Source organism: Actinospica robiniae DSM 44927, assembly GCF_000504285.1.
GTDB lineage: Bacteria > Actinomycetota > Actinomycetes > Streptomycetales > Catenulisporaceae > Actinospica > Actinospica robiniae.
Window position 1 is genome coordinate 36,331 of the sequence record NZ_KI632511.1, and the last position, 19,257, is coordinate 55,587.

Consider the following 19,257-nt stretch of genomic DNA (forward strand, 5'->3'; position numbering starts at 1 on the left):
GAACCTAGACCGGCGAAGGTTACCCGAACGTTGCGTGGCGCCGGGCCCCGGCCAGCGCCGCGCGAGCGTCGGCGTCCTCGGCGCCGAAGCGGGCGATCCAGTCCTCGAGCAGGCCGGGGTCGCCGGACTCGAGCACGCACGAGCGCAGCCGTACGTCGATCCAGTGGCGCTCGGCGACCACCGCGGGCGCCTCGGAGCGCGGCAGCAGCGAGCCCGCGTACGCGGCGAGCGCGGCCGCGGCGTCCTTCTCGCGCAAGGCTCTGGCGACATCGAGGAAGTCGGCCGGCAGATCCGTGGCGAGCCGGTAGGGGCGGGAGCGCACCAGCCCGCCGAGCGCGTGGCGCAGCCGGTTGACCTCGACCCGCACGGTGGCCTCGGCCGCGTCGTCGTCGTAGAGCCCGGATGTGAGCTGATCCCCGGTCAGGCCCTCGGGGTGGAGCGCGAGGATGACGGCCATTTCGCTGTGCCTGCGGTTGAGCCGCGTGGGCCCGACCATGGCGTGGTCGCGTCCGAGGGCGAGCAGCCTCGGCGCGGGCGGCAGCCAGAGTGTCCGGGTGCCGACCACCGGGCCGGCGGCGAGCTGGGTCTCGGCCGCGCGGGCCGCCGCGGCGACCAGGGCCAGGCTGTGCGGATGAGCGACGATGTGGCCGCCGGTGATGTCCACGATGCCGAGGATGCGGCCGGTGGCCGGGTCGTGGATGGGCGCGGCCGCGCAGGTCCAAGCTTGGACGGTGGGGCGGAAGTGCTCGGCCGAGAAGATCTGCACGGCGTGGTCGAGGGCCAGCGCGGTGCCCGGCGCGTTGGTTCCGGCGTGCGACTCGTCCCAGACGGCGCCCTCGACGAAGTTCATCGCCTCGGCCCGGCGGCGCGCGGCCGCGTGCCCTTCGACCCACAGCAGCCGGCCGGAGGCGTCCGAGACGGCCATCAGGTGTCTGCCGTCCTCGGCGACCGAGCCGACGAGTTCCCGCAGCAGGTCGATGACTTCAGCAAGCGGGTGGGTCCGGCGGTAAGCATCGAGTTCCGCACCGGCGAGGGTGACGGGCGGATCCTTGGCCGGATCGACTCGGGCGCGGGCCGAGCGCTCCCAGGAGCGCGCCACCACGTCGCGGATCGCGCATTCGCCCGAACCCGGGCCTGATCGCGGAGTGCCGGAGAGGAACGCGTCTCGCGCGCGGGCGATCTCGCGCGCGCTCGCCGCGGGGTCTGCGCCGGTCTCGGCCAGCCAATCGCCGCTCATCGTCCACCGCCTCGTCGAGGAGGAATATACGGGCTGAGGCGGCATCAGTCACCGGGCGCGCGCGGTGCTCTCACGCCGCGTGACCGGCCGTCAGGCGTGGGTGGTCTCCACCCCGGAGCCGATCTGCGCGTCGACGTCGCCGATGTAGCCGTGCGCCTCGTCGTCGGGCAGCCGCACGGCGAGCGCCCAGTAGTAGATGCCGAGGCTGAACGCGGCCACGAGCAGCAGATCCCACCACTGCGCGATCGCGGCCGTGGCGCCGCAGGAGGTCGTCCGGGCCGGGCCCTTCGAGCAGTAACGGCCCTGCCACGAGAGCAGGCCCATGCCGACGAGGTAGACCGGCAGCCACTGGGCCGCGCGCCAGTCCGGCTGCGGCAGGTGCGGGTTGAGCTTGAACAGGAAGTTCGCGCCGATGATCAGGTAGCCGAGGATGATCGCGTAGCCGAGCTTCTGCAGCGTGTCCCAGCCGGACCAGTAGATGATCAGCCCGGAGACCATGAACGCGACCGGCGCCCAGAAGCCCCCGGCGGCCAGCCGGAACGGCCGGAAGCGGTCGCGGTCCTGCCGGCGCAGCGCGCCGAAGGCGAGCGGCGCGCCCGCGTACATCAGCACACTGGCCGAGGTGATGAAGCCGACCAGCGACTTCCAGGTCGGGAACGGCAGGAACGCGATGCAGCCGATGAGGAACGCGATCAGCAGTCCGAACCAGGGCACGCGGCGGGAGTTGGTCTTCTCGAACAGGTAGGGGACGTAGCCGTTGCGGGACAGGCCGTAGGACACGCGCGAGGACGCGGTGGTGTAGATCAGCCCGGTGCCCGAGGGCGAGATGATCGCGTCGGCGTAGAGGATCGTGCCCAGCCAGCCGAGGCCGAGCAGGGTGGCCAGGCCGGCGAACGGCCCGGCGTCGCCCTGGAAGGAGAGGTTCGCCCAGCCGTGCGCGAAGGCCGAGCTCGGCAGCGCGGCGATGAACACCACCTGCAGCAGGATGTAGATCAGAGCGCCGAGCAGCACCGACCCGAGCACGGCGCGCGGGATGTCGTGCTGCGGGTTGCGGCTCTCGCCGGCGAGCTGGTCGGCCTGCTCGAAGCCGAGCAGCGCGAACATGATGCCGCCGGTGGAGACGGCCGAGAGCACGCCCTCGCTGCCGGAGGGGGCGAAGCCGTCGATGCCGAAGTTCGAGCCGTGGAAGTGGCTCGCCGCGAACACGATGATCACCAGCGTCGGGATGGCGATCTTCCACCAGGTCGCGGCCGAGTTGGTGTTCGCCAGCCGGCGCACGCCGAGGAAGTTGACCACGGTGAACAGGGCCATCAGCCCGATCGCGATCAGCAGGCCCTGCCAGGTGAGGGTGCCGTCGGCCTTCTGCAGCCAGCCCAGGTGCACCGACGCGTAGCTGATCGCGGCGTAGACCTCGATCGGCGCGACGGTGACGGCCTGCAGGTAGGAGAACCAGCCGAAGGACGCTCCGGCCACCGAGCCGTAGGCGTAGTGCGGGAAGCGGCCGGTGCCGCCGGCCACCGGATACGCGCCGCCGAGCTCGGCGTGCACGAAGGCCAGGATGATGATCGCCGTGACGCCGATGCCCCAGGACAGCAGCGCCGCGGTGCCGGCCGCCTGCGCCGCGAACAGCGCGCCGAAGAGCCAGCCGGAGCCGATGATCGAACCCATCGACGACCAGGTCAGGCCGATCAGCCCGATCTCCCGCTTGAGGCCGATACCGGTCGGTGCGGGCGTGAGGGAATCAGCCATGGATTCCAATATATGGCCGTCTGCTCCTTTTGCCCGGAGCGACACGAGCGCGAGCGCTGAGTCAGTGGACGAAGAACTCGCTCGAGGGGCCGTCAGACGTCGGCGGCCAGACGGTAACCGCGCTTGGTGACCGTGCGGATCAGGTCGCCGTGCTCACCGAGGGCGGTTCGCAGGCGCGCGATGGTCGACTCGACCAGGTGCTGGTCGCGCTGCGGCCCGGGCGCGAGCACCGCGCTGCCGCCGAGCGGGCGCGGGTGCCAGACCCGTCGCAGCAGCTCGGCACGCGAGAGCACCCAGCCGGGGCGTTGCGCCAGTGCGGCCAACACCGCGGCGAGCAGCGGGGGCAGCAGCACCGGGTCGGGGTCGGGGTGTTCGACGTCCGGCTCGCGCTCGGCCTGCACGAGCACGGCGTTGCCCTGGATGATCAGGGTTCTCCCCTGCTCCACCGCGATCTCCTGGCGCATCCGCTCGGGCAGGTCGCGGCAGATCTGCGCGGCCAGCGCGCCCAGGCGGGCGCGGTCGGGCTGGATGACCGGGATCTCGTGCGCGAGCAGCGGGCCCGCGCACACCGGGCCGACGCAGGCGGCCGCGACCTGTTCGCGCAGGGCCGCGAGCACGCGGTCCCGGCCGAAGACGGCGTCTCGGGCGGCGGCCGCGTCCAGCAGGGCGCTGACGCCGGGCGCGGAGGTGAACGCGACCGCGTGCACCTCGCGCGCGACAATCGCCTCCACCAGCCGGTCCACCGCCAACTTGTCCTCGGGCTCGACCCACCGGTACACCGGCACCGCGACCACCTGCGCGCCGGCCGCGCGCAGCTCCAGCGCCAGGTCGCAGTCGGCGCCCGGGTCGAGCGAGCCGTACTGCTGCACCGCGATGCGCTTGCCCGCCACGCCTCGGCCGATCAGGTAGTCGCGCACCTCGCTGCACAGCTCCGAGGCGGCCGAGAACTCCTCGCGCAGCCCGCTCGCGCGCACCGCGCCGGTGGCCTTCGGGCCGCGTGAGACCACGACCGTCCGGTGCAGGGCGCGGTCGAGCTCCTCGGCCAGGCCCCAGCCTTCGGCCGCGGAGATCCAGCCGCGCCAGCCGCGCCCGGTGGTGGCCACGACGTAGTCCAGCTGCTCGCGCAGGCACTCGCCGGTGGCCGCGCGCAGCTCGGCGTCGTCTTCGAGCGGGACCAGGCGCAGCGTGGGCGCCTCGAGCACGCGTGCGCCGCGGCGGCGCAGCAGGGCGGTGAGGTCCTCCCGGCGCCGGTCCGCGGTGACCGCGACCGTGAGCCCGAGCAGCGGCTGCTCGGCGAGGACGGGGACGGCGCGGGTCATGGTCGCAATCTCCATGATCACTGTTTCCGGGAGGTTGCCTCATCGCTACGCGCCGGTAAGGACCCGCTGCGATCCGTCGCCGACGCCGCATCCAAATCTTGGTCCGCCGGCGAAACCGGGGTGAGAACGCGGCGTCATCCGGGTCGCGCACTCTCGAGGCGTGGACCTGAAGCGAACGACTCCCGCGGCGACGCACTGCCCTTACTGCGCGCTGCAGTGCGGCATGACCGTCGCGCCGGGCTCCGGGGCCGAGCCGGCCCGGGTGGCCGGTCGGGAGGACTTCCCGGTCAACGAGGGCGCGCTGTGCGGGAAGGGCGCGGCCGCGGCCGCGGTGCTCGACCCGGCCGTCCGGCTGACGGTGCCGCTCGTGCGCGACGCCAAGGACGCGCCGCTGCGCCCGGCGACCTGGGACGAGGCGCTGGAACGGGTGGCCCGCGAGTTCGCCGCGCGTCCGGCCGCGGCGGTGGGGATCTTCGGCGGCGGCGGGCTGACGAATGAGAAGGCTTATCTGCTCGGCAAGTTCGCCCGGGCGGTGCTGCGCACGCCGAACATCGATTACAACGGCCGGTTCTGCATGTCCTCGGCCGCCTTCGCCCAGCTGCGCGCCTTCGGCGTCGACCGCGGGCTGCCCTTCCCCGTCCGCGACCTGCGCGAGACCGGCGCGATCCTGCTGGTCGGGGCGAACGTCGCGGACACGATGCCGCCGATCCTGCGGCACTTCACCGCGCAGCGCGACGCAGGGGGCTGGTTCGCCGTGGTGGACCCGCGCCGCACTCGGACCGCGGAGCAGGCGGACGTGCACGTGCAGCCGGTGCCGGGCACGGATCTGGCTCTGGCCAACGGATTGCTGCACATCGTGGTTGCGACAGGGCTCTGTGACGAAGAGTACGTCGCGGCTCGTACCTCAGGGTTCGAGGAGGTACGCCGGATGGTGGCCGGTTACTGGCCGGAGCGAGTCGAGCAGATTACCGGGGTGCCGGCGGCGCAGCTGCGGCTGGTCGCCGAGGAGCTGGCGGACGCCGCGCGGTCCGGGCGCGGCGCGATGATCCTGACCGCGCGCGGAAGCGAGCAGCACAGCGACGGCGCGGCGACCGTCTCGGCCTGGATCAACCTGGCCCTCGCACTCGGGCTGCCGGGCCGGCCGCACTCCGGCTACGCGCCGGTGACCGGCCAGGGCAACGGGCAGGGCGGGCGCGAGCACGGGCAGAAGTGCGATCAGCTGCCCGGCTACCGCAAGCTCGACGACCCGGATGCGCGCAAGCACGTCGCCGCGGTCTGGGGCATCGACCCGTCCGACCTGCCCGGCCCGGGGCCTTCCGCGGTCGAACTGCTCGACCGCTGCGGCGCCGAGCGTGCGGACCGGATCGACGCGCTGCTGGTCATGGGCTCGAACCCGGTGGTCTCCGCGCCCGCGGCCGGCGACCTCGAGGACCGGCTGCGCGACATCGGCTTCCTGGCCGTCGCAGACCTCGTGCTCTCCGAGACGGCGGCGCTCGCGGACGTGGTGCTGCCGGCCGCGCAGTGGGCCGAGGAGACGGGCACCACCACGAACCTGGAAGGCAGGATCCTGCTTCGGGAAAGGGCCCTGACTCCCCCGCCCGGCGTGCGCACCGACCTGCAGATCATCGACGGTCTGGCGGCCCGGCTCGGACGCCCGCTCGGCGACGACCCCGCCGAGGTCTTCGCCGAGCTGGGCGAGGCGAGCCGCGGCGGTATGGCCGACTACTCCGCAGTCACGCATCAACGCTTGCGCGACGGCGCGGAGTTGTACTGGCCGTGCGGCATCGACACCCCCGAGGGTACGCCGCGCCTGTTCACGGAACGCTTCGCCACGCCGGACGGCCGCGCCCGGTTCAACGCCGTGCAGTACCAGGGCGCTGCCGAGGAGCCGGACGCCGCCTACCCTTATCGGCTCACCACCGGCCGAGTGCTCTCGCAGTACCAGTCCGGCGCCCAGACCCGCCGGGTCGACGTGCTCAACCGCGCGGCGCCGGAGCCGTTCGTGGAGCTGCACCCGGATCTCGCGGCCGCCCATGCCATCGCCGAGGGCGAGCTGGTGGCGGTGACCAGCCGACGCGGCACGGCCACCGCGCCGGCTCGGCTCTCCCGGGCCATCCGGCCGGACACCGTATTCATGCCTTTCCACTGGCCTGGCGCAGGCCGGGCGAACACAGTGACCAACCCGGCGCTGGATCCCCACTCGAAGATGCCCGCGTTCAAGGTCTGCGCCGTGCGGATCGGGGCGGCGGCCGGGCCGGACGGGGTGGCGCCATGAGCCTGGGACACATCTGCGTGGTCGGCGACGGTCTGGCCGGGAACATGTTCGCCCGGAGGCTGCTGACCTACCTGCCGCAAGCGCAGATCACCGTATTCGGCGCCGACACCGCTCCCGCGTACAACAGAGTCCTGCTGCCGGACGTGCTGGCCGGCCGCACCGACCGCTCGCTGCTGGCGTTGCCCACGCCGGAAGGCCCGGGGCTGCGGCTGCGCACCGGAGCGCGCGTCTCACGCATCGACCGCGCCGCGAAGACCGTGACCACCGCGTCGGGCGACTCAGAACACTACGACACCCTCGTACTGGCCACTGGCGCCAATCCGGTTCTGCCCGCGCTCACGGGCCTTCGCGATCCGTCCGGCCCGGGCGGGCTGCGCGAAGGAGTCCACACCCTGCGCACCCTCGCCGACCTCGACGGCCTGCGCCCGGCAGCCTTGGCCGCGCACCGCGCCGTCGTCATCGGCGGCGGCCTGCTCGGCGTGCAGTGCGCCAGGGCTCTGATCTCGCTCGGCCCCAAGGTGGAGCTGCTGCATCAGGGCCCTCATCTGCTCGATCATCGGATCGACGACGTCGCCGGGGCGATCCTGGCGCGCACGCTGCGCGGCCACGGCGTCGAGGTGCACACCGAATGCCGCGTGCGCGGCGTCATCACGGCCGACGGCGTCGCGGACGGGCCCGGACCCGCGCGCGGAGTGCGGCTGGCCGACGGCGTGACCCTCGACTGCGATCTGGTGCTGTTCGCCTGCGGCGCCGCCCCGGCGAGCGCGCCGGCCGTCGCGGCAGGCCTGGCCGTGCGCCCGAGCACCGGCGGCGTCATCGTCGACGACTGGCTGCGCACGGTCACCGACACGGCGGTCTACGCCATCGGCGACTGCGCCGCGCCGATCTCCGGCGCCTGGCCCGGCCTCGCCGCCCCGGCCCTGGCCCAGGCCGAGTTCCTGGCCGCGCGACTGGCCGGACGGCCCACCCGAACCCCGCGGTACCAGGGCGCCGGCAGCGTCATCCGGCTCGGCGGCGACGGCCTGGACCTCGCCGTCCTGGACGCGCACGAACCGTTGGAACGGCCGCGCACCGTGCGGCTGGTGGACCCGGTCGCCGGGACCTACCGCTCCGTCACCGTCGGCGGCGGCCGCCTGCTCGGCTCGGTGCTGGTCGGCGACGTGTCCGCGGCCGCGCACCTGAGCCACCTGCTCACCCGGCCGGGACCGCTGCCGGCCGATCCGCTCGACCTGCTCATCGCGCCAGTGAAGGGAAGTCACCCATGAGAATCCTGATCGTCGGATACGGCATGGTCGGACACCGGTGTGCCGAACTGCTCGCCCAGCTCGGACCGGAGGCCGAGGTCTCCGTGCTGGCCAAGGAGGCCCGCCCGGCCTACGACCGGGTCCATCTGACCTCTCTGTTCAGCGGCGCCACCGAGGCCGACCTGGGTTATCCGGACCCGCCCGGCGTCACCGTGCACCTCGGCGACGAGGCTGTCCTCCTCGACCGCGACGCTCGGACCGTCACGACCGCCTCCGGCGCGGTCCACCCGTATGACGTGCTGATCCTGGCCACCGGCTCGAAGCCTTTCGTGCCACCGGTGCCCGGCCACGACCTGACCGGCTGCTTCGTCTACCGCACGGTCGAGGACGTGGACGCGATCAAGGCGTACGCGGCGGCCCGCGCCGGGGACGGCTCCGGCGCGGTCGGGGCGGTGGTCGGCGGCGGCCTGCTCGGCCTCGAGGCCGCGGGCGCGCTCAGCTCGCTGGGCCTGACCACGCACGTGATCGAGTTCTCGCCGCGGCTGATGCCCCTCCAGGTCGACGACGCCGGTGGCCTCGCGCTGCGCCAGCGGATCGAGGAGCTCGGCGTGTCCGTGCACACCAGCACCCGGACCGAGGCGGTGCGCGCGGGCGAGGACGGCTCGGCCGCCGTGATGCTGCTGGCCGCGGGCGAGGAGCAGCGCGAGCTGAAGACCGACGTCGTCGTCTTCGCTGCGGGCGTGCGACCGTGGGACACGCTCGCCCGCGAGTACGGGCTCGAACTCGGCGAGCGCGGCGGCATCCGCGTCAACGAGCACTGCCGAACCTCCGACCCGCACGTCTACGCCATCGGCGAGTGCGCGCAGGCCGTGGACGGCCGCGTCTACGGCCTGGTGGCACCCGGTTACGCGCAGGCCGAGACGGCGGTTCGGCACATCCTGGACCGCGAGCCGAGGCCGTTCACCGGAGCGGATCTGTCCACCAAGCTCAAGCTGCTCGGCGTGGACGTGGCCTCGTTCGGCGACGCCTTCGGCGCCACGCCCGGCGCGTTGAACACACTGTATGCGGACGAGTCACAAGGACTGTACAAAAAGCTCGTGGTCACCGAGGAGGGCGAACTGCTCGGCGGCATCCTCGTCGGCGACGCAGCATCCTACGACGTGCTCAAGCCGATGGTCGGCAGCGGCGCCAAGCTCCCGGCCGCGCCGATCCAGCTGCTGCTGCCTGCCGCGGACGGCGAGGGCGCGGCAGGCCTCGGCGTCGGCTCGCTGCCGGAGTCGGCGACGATCTGCAGCTGCCACAACGTCAGCAAGGGCGAACTGCTGCAGGCGATCACAACAGAGGGCTGCGGTACCGTCAGCGCGCTGAAGTCGTGCACCAAGGCCGGCACCGGCTGTGGCTCGTGCGTGCCGATGCTGACGAAGCTGCTGGATGCGGCGGGCGTGGAGCAGTCCTCGGCGCTGTGCGCGCACTTCTCCCAGTCCCGCGCCGAGCTCTACGAGATCGTGCTGGTGCGCGGCGTCACGACCTTCGCGCAGCTCATCGCAGAACACGGAGTCGCGGCGGCGGGATCAGAGGGCTGCGAGATCTGCAAGCCGGCCGTCGCCTCGATCCTCGCCTCGCTCTCCGGCCGCCTGTTCGGCCAGACGCACATCCTGACCGGCGAGCAGGCCGCACTCCAGGACACCAACGACCACTTCCTGGGCAACCTGCAGCGCAACGGCTCGTACTCGGTGGTCCCGCGCGTGCCCGGCGGCGAGATCACCCCGGAGAAGCTGATCGTGATCGGCGAGGTGGCGCGCGACTTCGGGCTCTACACGAAGATCACCGGCGGCCAGCGGATCGACCTGCTCGGCGCGCGGGTCGAGCAGCTCCCGGCGATCTGGCAGCGGCTGGTGGACGCCGGCTTCGAATCAGGGCACGCCTACGGCAAGGCCGTGCGCACGGTGAAATCCTGCGTCGGCTCGAGCTGGTGCCGCTACGGCGTCCAGGACTCGCTGCGGATGGCCATCGACTTGGAGCTGCGCTACCGCGGCCTGCGTTCCCCGCACAAGATCAAGGCCGCGGTCTCCGGCTGCGCCCGGGAGTGCGCCGAAGCGCAGGGCAAGGACATCGGCGTGATCGCCACGGAGAACGGCTGGAACCTCTACGTCGGGGGCAACGGCGGCTTCCGGCCCCGGCACGCCGACCTGTTCGCCAAGGACCTGACCGAGGACGAGCTGGTCCGGGCGATCGACAGGTTCCTGATGTTCTACATCCGCACGGCCGACCGGCTCGAGCGCACCGCGACCTGGATCGAGCGGATCGAGGGCGGGCTCGAGCACGTCAAGGCGGTCGTGCTGCAGGACAGCCTCGGCCTCGGCGCCGAGCTCGACGCGCTGATGGCGGCGCACGTGGCGAACTACACCGACGAGTGGCGGGCGGCGCTGGACGACCCGGACACGCTCAGCCGCTTCGTCTCCTTCGTGAACGCGCCGGGCGAGGCCGATCCCTCGATCGAGTTTACCGCCGAGCGCGAGCAGATCAAACCCTTGTTGACCATCGGACGAGCCGAGGACCTGGTGGGTGCGCGATGACGATCGAGATGGACACCGCCGAGATGGACACCGCAGTGGCGTTCGCCGCAGACACGCCGCCCGGCCCGGCCGCACGGGTGTGCCGGTACGAGGACCTGATCGCCGGGCGCGGGGTGGCCGTGCTACTGCCGGACATGACCCAGGCGGCCGTCTTCCGCACCTTCGACGGCCGGCTCTTCGGCGTCGGCAACCTCGACCCGGCCACCGGCGCGCACGTGATCTCGCGCGGTCTGACCGGCTCCCGCGACGGCGCGCCCACGGTGGCCTCGCCGATGCTCAAGCACGTCTACGACCTGGCCACCGGCCAGTGCGTGGACGGTCCGGCCGGGCGCGAGCCGTATGCCCTGGCCGTCTTCCCCGTGCGCTGCGACGAAGGCGTCGTGTACATCCACACCGCTCCCCCGATCGTCGCTGGAGGCAATTAGTGGCCACATTCCGCTCCTCGTCGCGCGCACCATTGACCGGCTGGCGCCCGGAAGACCCGAGATTCTGGTATGACGGCGGCGCCCGCGTCGCCCGGCGCAACCTGTTCCTCTCGATCCTGACCGAGCACGTGGGCTTCTCGGTCTGGTCTCTCTGGTCGGTGCTCGTGCTCTTCCTCGGCCCGGCCGACCATGTGGACGCGGCCGGGAAGTTCCTGCTCACCGCGGTGCCGACGCTGGTCGGCTCATGCCTGCGGGTGCCCTACAGCATCCTGGTGGTGCGCTTCGGCGGCCGCACCTGGACCGTCATCAGTGCGCTGCTTCTGTTGATCCCGTGCGGAGCGGCGGCGATCGCGGTCAAGCCGGGCGTGAGCTACGGGACGCTGGTGCTGCTGGCCGCGCTGGCCGGAGTCGGCGGTGGCAACTTCGCCTCATCGATGACGAATATCAATGCTTTCTATCCGCAGCATCGCAAGGGCTGGGCGCTGGGCCTGAACGCGGGCGGCGGGAACCTCGGCGTCGCCGTCGTGCAGCTGGTGGGCCTGGCCGTGCTGTCCTGGGCCGGCGCCGGGCACCCGCGGCTGCTCGCCGGGATCTATCTGCCCTTGATCGTGATCGGCGCGGCCGGCGCGGCCCTGTGGATGGACAACCTGCCGCGGCCGGAGACCCGGTACCGGGCGGTGCGCGAGGTGTGCAAGGAGCCGCACACGTGGATCGTGTCACTGCTCTACATCGGCACCTTCGGTTCCTTCATCGGCTTCAGCTTCGCCTTCGGCCAGGTTCTGCAGATCCAGTTCGCCGGCCAGTTCGCCACCCCGGTCAAGGCGGCCGGCCTGACCTTCCTCGGCCCGCTGATCGGCTCACTCGCCCGGCCCCTGGGCGGTCGCGCGGCCGACCGCTGGGGCGGGGCCCGGGTGACGGTGTGGAGCTTCGGCGCGATGGCCGTCGGTGCGGCGGCCGTGTGGGAGTCCTCGCGCACCCACTCGTTGCCCGGCTTCGTGGCCGGCTTCGTCTGGCTGTTCGCGCTCAGCGGCGTCGGCAACGGCTCGGTCTACAAGCTGATCCCGGGCATCTTCAAGGGCCGCACCGGCGATCCGGCCCGGGACCAGGCCCTCGGCGGCGCGTTGATCGCGATCGCCGGGGCGGTGGGCGCGTTCGGCGGCGTGCTGGTGAACCTGGCCTTCCGCGAGTCCTTCCTGACCTACCATTCGGCCACCGGAGCGTACGTGGCCTTCATCGCCTGCTACCTGGTCTGCGGCGTACTCACCCGTTTGGTGTATCAGCGCGCGGAGGTGCCGGCTGCCAAGCCGGTGCCTGCCTCGGTGTAGGCGCCCGCCCCCTGCCTCCTCGGCGCCGCTGGACTCGGATCAGGCGGCGCCGAGGACTTCCACCGCCGCGAGTCTGGCCGGGTCGGTCACCCCGTGCATGCCGACGATCCGGCCCCCCTCGACGGTGAAGGCCATGACGGAGATCACCCGGCCGTCCGGGCCGAAGGCCGCGATGCCCGGCAAGCCGTCGACGTACACGGCGACGCCACGCGACGCCGCCCCCGCCGCACGGCGCGCGCCGGCCGCGACCTCGGTGGCTCCGAGCAGCACGACTTTCCCTTCGGCGGTCTCGAAATCGAGCTTCACAGCCGGATCGAGCACCCGGAGCAAGGCCTCGAAGTCACCTTCCCGGGCAGCGGCGAGAAAGGCGTCGACCGCGGCCCGCTGCTCCCTCGCCCCGGCGGCGGGCGGAACCCGGCCGCCGGCCCGCACTTTGCGCCTCGCCCGGCTGGCCGTCATCTTGGCCGCGTCGGCCGACTTGCCGATGATCCGTCCGATCTCGTCGAAGGACACTGCGAAAAGGTCGTGCAGGACGAAGGCGAGGCGCTCGCTCGGCGCGAGCGAATCGAGCACGACGAGCAACGCCGTCCCGACCGCGTCCGCGAGCACCGCGTCCTCGTCCGGGGCAGGTGCCTCGTCGAGCACGATCAGCATCCGTTCTTCGGCCTCCGTCGAGGACGCGACCGGATGCGTCTGCCGCGTCCGCAGGACGTCCAGGCTCAGCCGTCCGACGACGATCGTGAGCCACCCCGCGAGGTTGCCGATCTCGGCCGCGTCCTGCCGTGACAGCCGCAGCCAGGCCTCCTGCACCACGTCCTCGGCGTCGGCGTGCGAGCCGAGCATCCGGAGGGCGACCGCGCGCAGGCGGCCGCGCTCACGCTCGAACGCGTCGGTCAGGGTCGGCGTGGGTGTCGGCGTCGGCGTGTCGGCCATGGTGTTACCTTCCTCGGTTCCGCTCCGTCATGGGGGATGACGGGCCGAACCGGCCCGAGGTAACCGACCCGACACCCGACCCCCGCCACGAGGGAGTACGAACCATGCAAGCACGTATGGAAACCACGGTGAACCCCGACGTCGTCAACGCGATCCAACTGCTCAGCAAGGCGGTCCGCTCCTCCGGCATCGATCAGAAGACGACCGAACTGGTGCACCTGCGGGTCAGCCAGATCAACGGTTGCAGCCCCTGCGTCTACGCGGGTGTCGCCCAGGCGAAGAAGCTCGGCGAGACCGACGAGCGCCTGCACGCCGTGGCCGTCTGGCGCGAGTCCCCGTTCTTCACCGACGCCGAGCGCGCCGCTCTCGACCTGGCCGAGGCCGCCACCCGGATCGAGGACGGCCAGCCGGGCGTGGACGACGAGACTTGGCAGGCCGCGGCGGAGCACTTCGCCCCGGCCGAGATCTCGTCCATCCTGCTCTGCGTCGCGCTGACGAACTTCTTCAACCGGATCAATCGCGCGCTGCGCACGCCGGCCGGGAAGGTCTGGTAGACCATGGCTTCATGGCGAACTTCAGCACGAAGGTCGTGCCGGTGCGCACCGGCCGGACGGAGACCGTGTACGACCTCACCCGCACCTGCGAGGCCTTCCTCGACGAGGTCGCGGAGCGTGGCGACGGCCTGCTCAACATCTTCGTTCCGCACGCGACCGCCGGCGTGGCCATACTCGAGACCGGCGCCGGAAGCGACGACGACCTGCTCGCCGCCCTGCGCGACCTGCTCCCCGCGGACGACCGCTGGCGCCACCGGCACGGCTCGGCCGGACACGGCCGCGACCACGTGCTCCCCGCCTTCGTCGCCCCGCACGCCACCCTCCCCGTGATCGAGGGCCGGATGGAGCTCGGCACCTGGCAGTCGGTCGTCCTGGTCGACACGAACCGCGACAATCCGGACCGGCAAGTGAGACTGAGCTTCCTGAGTTGATCTAGATTGGAGGCATGGGAAGCTACCTGATCACCGGCGCCACCAGGGGTATCGGCCGAGCCCTGGTCGACGAGCTCGCCGACGACGACCTGATCCTCGCCGCCCGCGACGGCAACGCGCTCGCGGCGCTGTGCCGGACGCTGCGTGCGGCCCGGCCGATGCCGGTCGACCTCGGCCGGCCCGAGACGATCGCCGCGGCGGTGGAGGAGGTCGGACTGCCGGAGCACCTCGACGGGATCGTGCACGCGGCCGGGGTGATCAAGCTGGGCCGGGTGGAGGAGCTCTCGCTGAAGACCTGGAACGAGGTGTTCGCGGTCAACGTCACGGCGATCGCGGAGCTGACCCGGCTGGTCCTCCCCCCGCTGCGAGCGGCCCGCGGCACGACCGTGTTCGTGAACTCGGGCGCCGGCCGGGCCGTGAGCGGCCGCGGCAACGGGGTCTACTCGGCCAGCAAGCACGCGCTGGTGGCGCTCGCCGAAGCACTCCGGCTCGAGGAGCCGGCCGTGCGCGTAACCAGCGTGTTCTCCGGCCGTACGGCCACGGATATGCAGCGTGAGCTGCGCGCCTACGAGGGCGAGGAGTACCGGCCAGAGGACTATCTGCGCCCCGCCGTGGTCGCCCGGATCATCGCCGACGCGCTACGGCTGCCCGCCGACACCACCGTCGGCGACCTGCGGGTGATGCCGCGCGGCTGACGCTCGGTCAGCCACGCGGGGCGGCGTTCACACGCTCTCCTCAAGAAATTTCCGGGAACGGCGAGAGGTTCTCAGGCGAATTGATGATCGGATAGGTGTTGGTGGGGTGTGGTGGCCTCTTGAGTCGGGGTGGTCGTCGGGGTGTGGGCGGCCGCTTCGCGTCGCCCGGTTTGTCTGACCACCCGTTACCTTTTACGTGTCCCCGCAATGGGGGCGCCTGGCCTCCGGGCCCGGTATGGCTCTGCCACCCTGCCGTGTCTATGGCCTTGGGCGTGTTGCCGCCGGGTTTTGGAGCACTGCCTGACCGCTGATAAGGGGCCTGGTCCGCATCCCGTGCCCGGCGCAACGCCGGGCGTTTTCTCGGGGCGGCCTGTGTAACGTGGTTGCCGGCTGCGGTGCGATGGTCGAGGCCAGGGCCATGCGAAGTAGAAGGCGGCGAGCGTGTACGACACCAGCGGTATCGGGGTCTTCCTCGGCCTGGACGTGGGCAAGGGCGAGCACCACGCCCACGGGCTGACCCCGGCCGGCAAGAGAGCGTGTCTAATGGAGTGTGTAAGCGGGTGACCTGTTGAGCAGCAGGTGGTAGTGCCTGGCTGCTAGAAATGGTGACACGCTGTGAGTGGCAAGAAGATGGACCAGGTGCTGTCGGTGGAGGCCGAGGAGCATCTGGTGGAGGAGCTCGAGCAGGTCGAGGGTGCCCGTCGGGTCGCTGCGATCCTGGCTCCGGAGGCGATCGACTCTCTGCTGGCCGAGGCCGAGAAGGCCGGGGGCGGGGCGCAGGAGCTGCTGGCTGCGATCACCAAGGCGGTGCTCGAGCGGGCGCTGCAGGTGGAGATGGCGGATCACCTCGGCTACGAGAAGGGGGATCCGGCCGGGGTCGGCTCGCCCAACTCGCGCAACGGCTCCTACCCCAAGACCGTGGTCACCGCGTCCGGGCCGGTGCGCCTGCAGGTCCCGCGTGATCGGGCCGGCTCGTTCGAGCCGCGGATCGTGCCCAAGCGCACCAAGAGGCTCGGGCAGGTCGACGAGATGATCCTCTCGCTCTACGCCCGGGGGATGTCCACCCGCGACATCCGCGACCACCTCGCCGAGGTCTACGGCGCCGAGATCTCCCCCGCGCTGGTCTCCAACGTGACCGAGGTGGTGCGCGAGGAGATCGCCGAATGGCAGAACCGCGCGCTCGACGCGGTGTATCCGATCCTTTACATCGACGCGATCGTGGTGAAGGTCCGCGAGTCCGGCAGCGTCGTGAACAAGGCCGCGCACCTGGTGATCGGCGTGGACACCGACGGGTACAAGCAGGTGCTCGGCATCTGGATCGAGCAGAAGGAGGGCTCCCGGTTCTGGCTCAACGTCCTGACCTCCCTGCGCAACAGGGGCCTGAAAGACGCCCTCGTCGTGTGCTGCGACGGGCTGAGCGGGCTGCCCGAGGCGATCGGGCACGTATGGCCCGAGGCGATCGTGCAGACCTGCGTGGTCCACTTGATCCGCACCTCGATGCGGTATGTCGCCTACGCCGACCGCAAGAAGATCGCCGCCGCGCTGCGCCCGATCTACACCGCCGCGAACGCCTCGGCCGCCGAGGCCGCGCTCGAAGCGCTGCGCGGCACGTTCGCCCGCAGCGCACCCGGGGTGATCTCCGCATGGGAGCGGTCCTGGGAGACGTTCATACCGTTTCTCGACTTCCCCCTCGAGCTGCGACGGGTCATCTACACGACCAACGCCATCGAGTCGATGAACTTCCAGCTCCGCAAAATCAGCAAGACCCGCGGGCACTTTCCCGACGACGACGCCGCGATCAAACTGCTCTACCTCGGCATCCGCCGCATCGAGGGCCGCCACATCGACGGCGAGGGCCGCCACGTGCCGGCCGGACAGCTACGCGGCACCGGAACCTACGGCTGGAAGCGGGCCCTGAACGACTTCGCGATCCGCTTCCCCGGCAAACTCCCGGTCTGACCAGCAAAACCGTCACCGACGGCAACCGCCGACGGAGACCCGAAGAAGGAAGAACCGTCCCCAAACTTACACACTCCAATTGACAAGCCCCGGCAAGACCGTCTACGACAAGCGCCTGCCGAACACCGAACCGAAACTGCGCGCCCTGTTCGAGAAGCTGATCGCGAAGTTCGCCACCGTCCTGGTGATCGTCGATCAGCCCGCGAACATCGGCGCGCTGCCGCTGAGCGTCGCCCGCGACGTCGGCTGCCAGGTCGCCTACCTGCCCGGCCTGGCCATGCGCCGCGCCGCGGACCTCTACGAGGGCGAGGCCAAGACCGACGCCCGCGACGCCGCCGTGATCGCCGACGTCGCCCGCACCGCACCCAGGGCGCTGCGCACCCTGACCGTGCTCGATGAGACCGAGGCGGAACTGGCCATGCTCGTCGGGTTCGACCAGGACCTCGCGGGCGAGTCGACCCGCACCTCCAATCGGCTGCGCGGCCTGCTCACCCAGATCCACCCCTCCCTCGAACGCGTCCTGGGCCCACGCATCCAGCACCAGGCCGTCCTCGCGCTACTCGCCCGGTACGGCTCCCCTGAACTGCTCGCCGAGGCCGGCACCCGACGCATCGTCAAACTCCTGAAACCCCTGGCCCCGCGCCTGGCCGAGCGCCTGGCCGAGGAGATCGCCGAGGCCCTCGCAGAACAGACGGTCGTGGTGCCCGGCACCCGGGCCGCAGCCCTCGTCATCCCCTCCCTCGCCCGCCAGCTGACCGAGATCCTCGCCCAACGCCGCACGCTCGAGGGACAGCTCAGTGCCCTGCTGGAGGCCCACCCTCTTTCCCCGCTCCTGACCTCGATGCCCGGCATCGGGATCAGGACCGCCGCGACCATCCTGACCACCGTCGGCGACGCCGCCACCTTCCCCACCGCCGACCACCTCGCCTCCTACGCAGGACTTGCCCCGGTCACCAAGTCCTCCGGCAGCTCCATCCGCGGCGAACACGCACCCAGACGCGGAAACCGGCAGCTCAAACGCGCCATGTTCCTCTCCGCCTTCGCCGCCCTGGCCGACCCCGACTCCCGCGCCTACTACGACAAACACCGCGCCGCAGGCAAAACCCACACCCAAGCAATCATCCGCCTCGCCCGCAGACGCATCAACGTCCTCCACGCCATGCTCCGCAACGCCACGCTCTACACGCCCCACACCGCCACCACATAACCCGAGCAACACCCACCCACATGCCCGTTACAGCGAGCAGCCCAGACTTGACGGAAGACATAGGGGCACGCCCACCCGTTGCGTCGCGGGGCGGGCTGGGGTTTCAAGATTCCGCCTCCGGCGCGGGCCCTTCTCTCGGAGAGAGATGCCGGGGTTTGTGGGGTGCTGGCGTTGGCGGGGCGGGCTGGGGTTCGGGGTGGTCGGGTGCCGGGGGCGTGCTCTCTCCTCGGCCGGGCCCCGGAGGCAATCAGGAACCTGCCGGGAGGTCAAGCGGCGGAGGCTTCCGCTCATGCTCGATCTTGCATCGCGCCGCTTGACCTCCCGGCAGAACCCTGACCGGGCTTCGCCTGCCCGACCGAGGAGAGAACCCACCCCCTGAGGGAGCAGTGCGAGCTGCGCTCGGGCCCGGGTCCCGTCCCGCAGCCCGGCCGCGCTCGACGCGGAAGAATCCTGCATCACCTTGATCCGAGCGTCCCGATTCCCGATCCGTGCAAAGGGTCGGTGGTCCGATCGCGCTTGATGTCGGATCCTGCATCGCCCTCATGCTGTCGATCCCGATCCCAGACCCCGCGGCAGAATCCCGCAGGCCGGTCGCGTTCGGCGCGGAAGAATCCTGCATCGCCCTGATCCAATCCACCCCGTGCTCATTCGGTCGGCGGGATCGCCTGGCCCTGTCGCACTCCGAGGGGTATTCCTGCACCGTTCTCGGCCATGCCCCTGACGCCGTCCGCGCAGCCATCCCGCCCACCACCCCTCCCGTCGCAAGCCCCGATCCCCCGTACTCTTCCATGGTAGACGCCACTACCGACAAAAGCCGCGTATCCGGCTTTCACCGGATAAGCAAAAATACTGGAGATTTCCGGGCACTCGAGCGCGCTCCCCGGCGTTGAACGAGTAGTAGAGAAGAGAGCGGCCCAGAACGGTGATGCAGGATTCTTCCGGATCGAGCGCGACCGGGCCACGGGACAGGACTCGGCCCGAGCGCAGCTCAGACCCCTCCCCAGGGGGCGGGCTCTCTCCTCGGTCGGGCAGGCGAAGCCCGATCAGGGTTCTGCCGGGAGGTCAAGCGGCGCGATGCACAATCCACCATCAGCGGAAACCACCGCCGCTTGACCTCCCGGCAGGTCCCTGATTGCCTCCGGGGACCGACCGAGGAGAGAGCACACCCCCGCAACCCCACCACCCCCAACCCCAGCCCGCCCTCCCAACGACAGCACCCACACGAACCCGGCATTCTCTCCGAGGGAAGGGCCTGCCAGCGGCGCTTTTCGTCTTGAAACCGCAGCTCGCCCTGCCAGCGCAACGGGTGGACAGAAGAACCGGGCGAC

14 protein-coding genes and 1 pseudogene are annotated in these 19,257 nt (G+C 71.3%); 11 read left to right on the top strand and 4 right to left on the bottom strand.

Annotated elements, in window-relative coordinates:
* Positions 1-19: 19 nt before the first annotated feature.
* The 3 genes from ACTRO_RS00180 to ACTRO_RS00190 form a co-directional block, all read right to left on the bottom strand.
* A complete protein-coding gene (locus tag ACTRO_RS00180) occupies positions 20-1,237 on the bottom strand; it encodes a helix-turn-helix domain-containing protein (RefSeq protein WP_051450063.1) in 1,218 nt (405 codons plus the stop codon).
* A 90-nt stretch (positions 1,238-1,327) separates the two neighbouring features.
* Positions 1,328-2,986, bottom strand: coding sequence for an APC family permease (locus tag ACTRO_RS00185; protein WP_034260323.1), 1,659 nt, complete (start codon positions 2,984-2,986; stop codon positions 1,328-1,330).
* Positions 2,987-3,078: 92 nt separating this feature from the next.
* The gene (locus ACTRO_RS00190) at positions 3,079-4,320 is read right to left on the bottom strand and encodes a uroporphyrinogen-III synthase (protein WP_211244010.1); all 1,242 of its coding nucleotides are present in this window, start codon (positions 4,318-4,320) and stop codon (positions 3,079-3,081) included.
* 151 nt (positions 4,321-4,471) lie between these two features.
* Between ACTRO_RS00190 and ACTRO_RS00195 the strand changes: the two genes are divergently transcribed.
* From ACTRO_RS00195 to ACTRO_RS00215, 5 genes are read left to right on the top strand one after another with little or no spacing between them, the layout of a single operon-like run.
* Positions 4,472-6,580 carry a molybdopterin oxidoreductase family protein gene (locus ACTRO_RS00195; protein WP_034272306.1) on the top strand — a complete coding sequence of 703 codons (2,109 nt, stop codon included), beginning with the start codon at positions 4,472-4,474 and terminating at the stop codon, positions 6,578-6,580.
* Positions 6,577-7,845, top strand: a complete 1,269-nt coding sequence (locus ACTRO_RS00200) for an NAD(P)/FAD-dependent oxidoreductase (protein ID WP_051450064.1) — start codon at positions 6,577-6,579, stop codon at positions 7,843-7,845. Before ACTRO_RS00195 ends, ACTRO_RS00200 begins: the two co-directional genes overlap by 4 nt.
* Positions 7,842-10,400, top strand: coding sequence for a nitrite reductase large subunit NirB (gene nirB / locus ACTRO_RS00205; RefSeq protein ID WP_034260325.1), 2,559 nt, complete (start codon positions 7,842-7,844; stop codon positions 10,398-10,400). The genes ACTRO_RS00200 and nirB overlap by 4 nt, the downstream gene beginning before the upstream one ends.
* Positions 10,397-10,825, top strand: a complete 429-nt coding sequence (locus ACTRO_RS00210; protein ID WP_084315838.1) for a nitrite reductase (NAD(P)H) small subunit — start codon at positions 10,397-10,399, stop codon at positions 10,823-10,825. Before nirB ends, ACTRO_RS00210 begins: the two co-directional genes overlap by 4 nt.
* Positions 10,825-12,150 carry a nitrate/nitrite transporter gene (locus ACTRO_RS00215; RefSeq protein WP_051450065.1) on the top strand — a complete coding sequence of 442 codons (1,326 nt, stop codon included), beginning with the start codon at positions 10,825-10,827 and terminating at the stop codon, positions 12,148-12,150. Before ACTRO_RS00210 ends, ACTRO_RS00215 begins: the two co-directional genes overlap by 1 nt.
* Positions 12,151-12,189: 39 nt before the next feature.
* Here the strand turns inward: ACTRO_RS00215 and ACTRO_RS00220 are convergent, their stop codons facing one another.
* Entirely contained in the window at positions 12,190-13,083 is an 894-nt protein-coding gene (locus ACTRO_RS00220; protein ID WP_034260327.1) for a sigma-70 family RNA polymerase sigma factor, read from the bottom strand.
* Positions 13,084-13,187: 104 nt separating this feature from the next.
* Here ACTRO_RS00220 and ACTRO_RS00225 point away from each other — a divergent pair, with 104 nt between their 5' ends.
* From ACTRO_RS00225 to ACTRO_RS00245, 6 genes and pseudogenes are all read left to right on the top strand, one after another.
* A complete protein-coding gene (locus ACTRO_RS00225) occupies positions 13,188-13,637 on the top strand; it encodes a carboxymuconolactone decarboxylase family protein (RefSeq protein WP_034260329.1) in 450 nt (149 codons plus the stop codon).
* 11 nt (positions 13,638-13,648) lie between these two features.
* Complete coding sequence (locus ACTRO_RS00230; RefSeq protein ID WP_034260331.1) at positions 13,649-14,068, top strand: secondary thiamine-phosphate synthase enzyme YjbQ; 420 nt, start codon at positions 13,649-13,651, stop codon at positions 14,066-14,068.
* 14 nt (positions 14,069-14,082) lie between these two features.
* Positions 14,083-14,763, top strand: coding sequence for an SDR family oxidoreductase (locus ACTRO_RS00235; RefSeq protein WP_034260333.1), 681 nt, complete (start codon positions 14,083-14,085; stop codon positions 14,761-14,763).
* Positions 14,764-15,204: 441 nt separating this feature from the next.
* Positions 15,205-15,327, top strand: coding sequence for an IS110 family transposase (locus ACTRO_RS49330; RefSeq protein WP_245594262.1), 123 nt, complete (start codon positions 15,205-15,207; stop codon positions 15,325-15,327).
* 66 nt (positions 15,328-15,393) lie between these two features.
* Entirely contained in the window at positions 15,394-16,722 is a 1,329-nt protein-coding gene (locus ACTRO_RS00240; protein WP_051450066.1) for an IS256 family transposase, read from the top strand.
* A 79-nt stretch (positions 16,723-16,801) separates the two neighbouring features.
* A pseudogene (locus tag ACTRO_RS00245) lies at positions 16,802-17,929 on the top strand (IS110 family RNA-guided transposase); the annotation flags it as partial.
* Between the last annotated feature and the right edge of the window lie 1,328 nt (positions 17,930-19,257).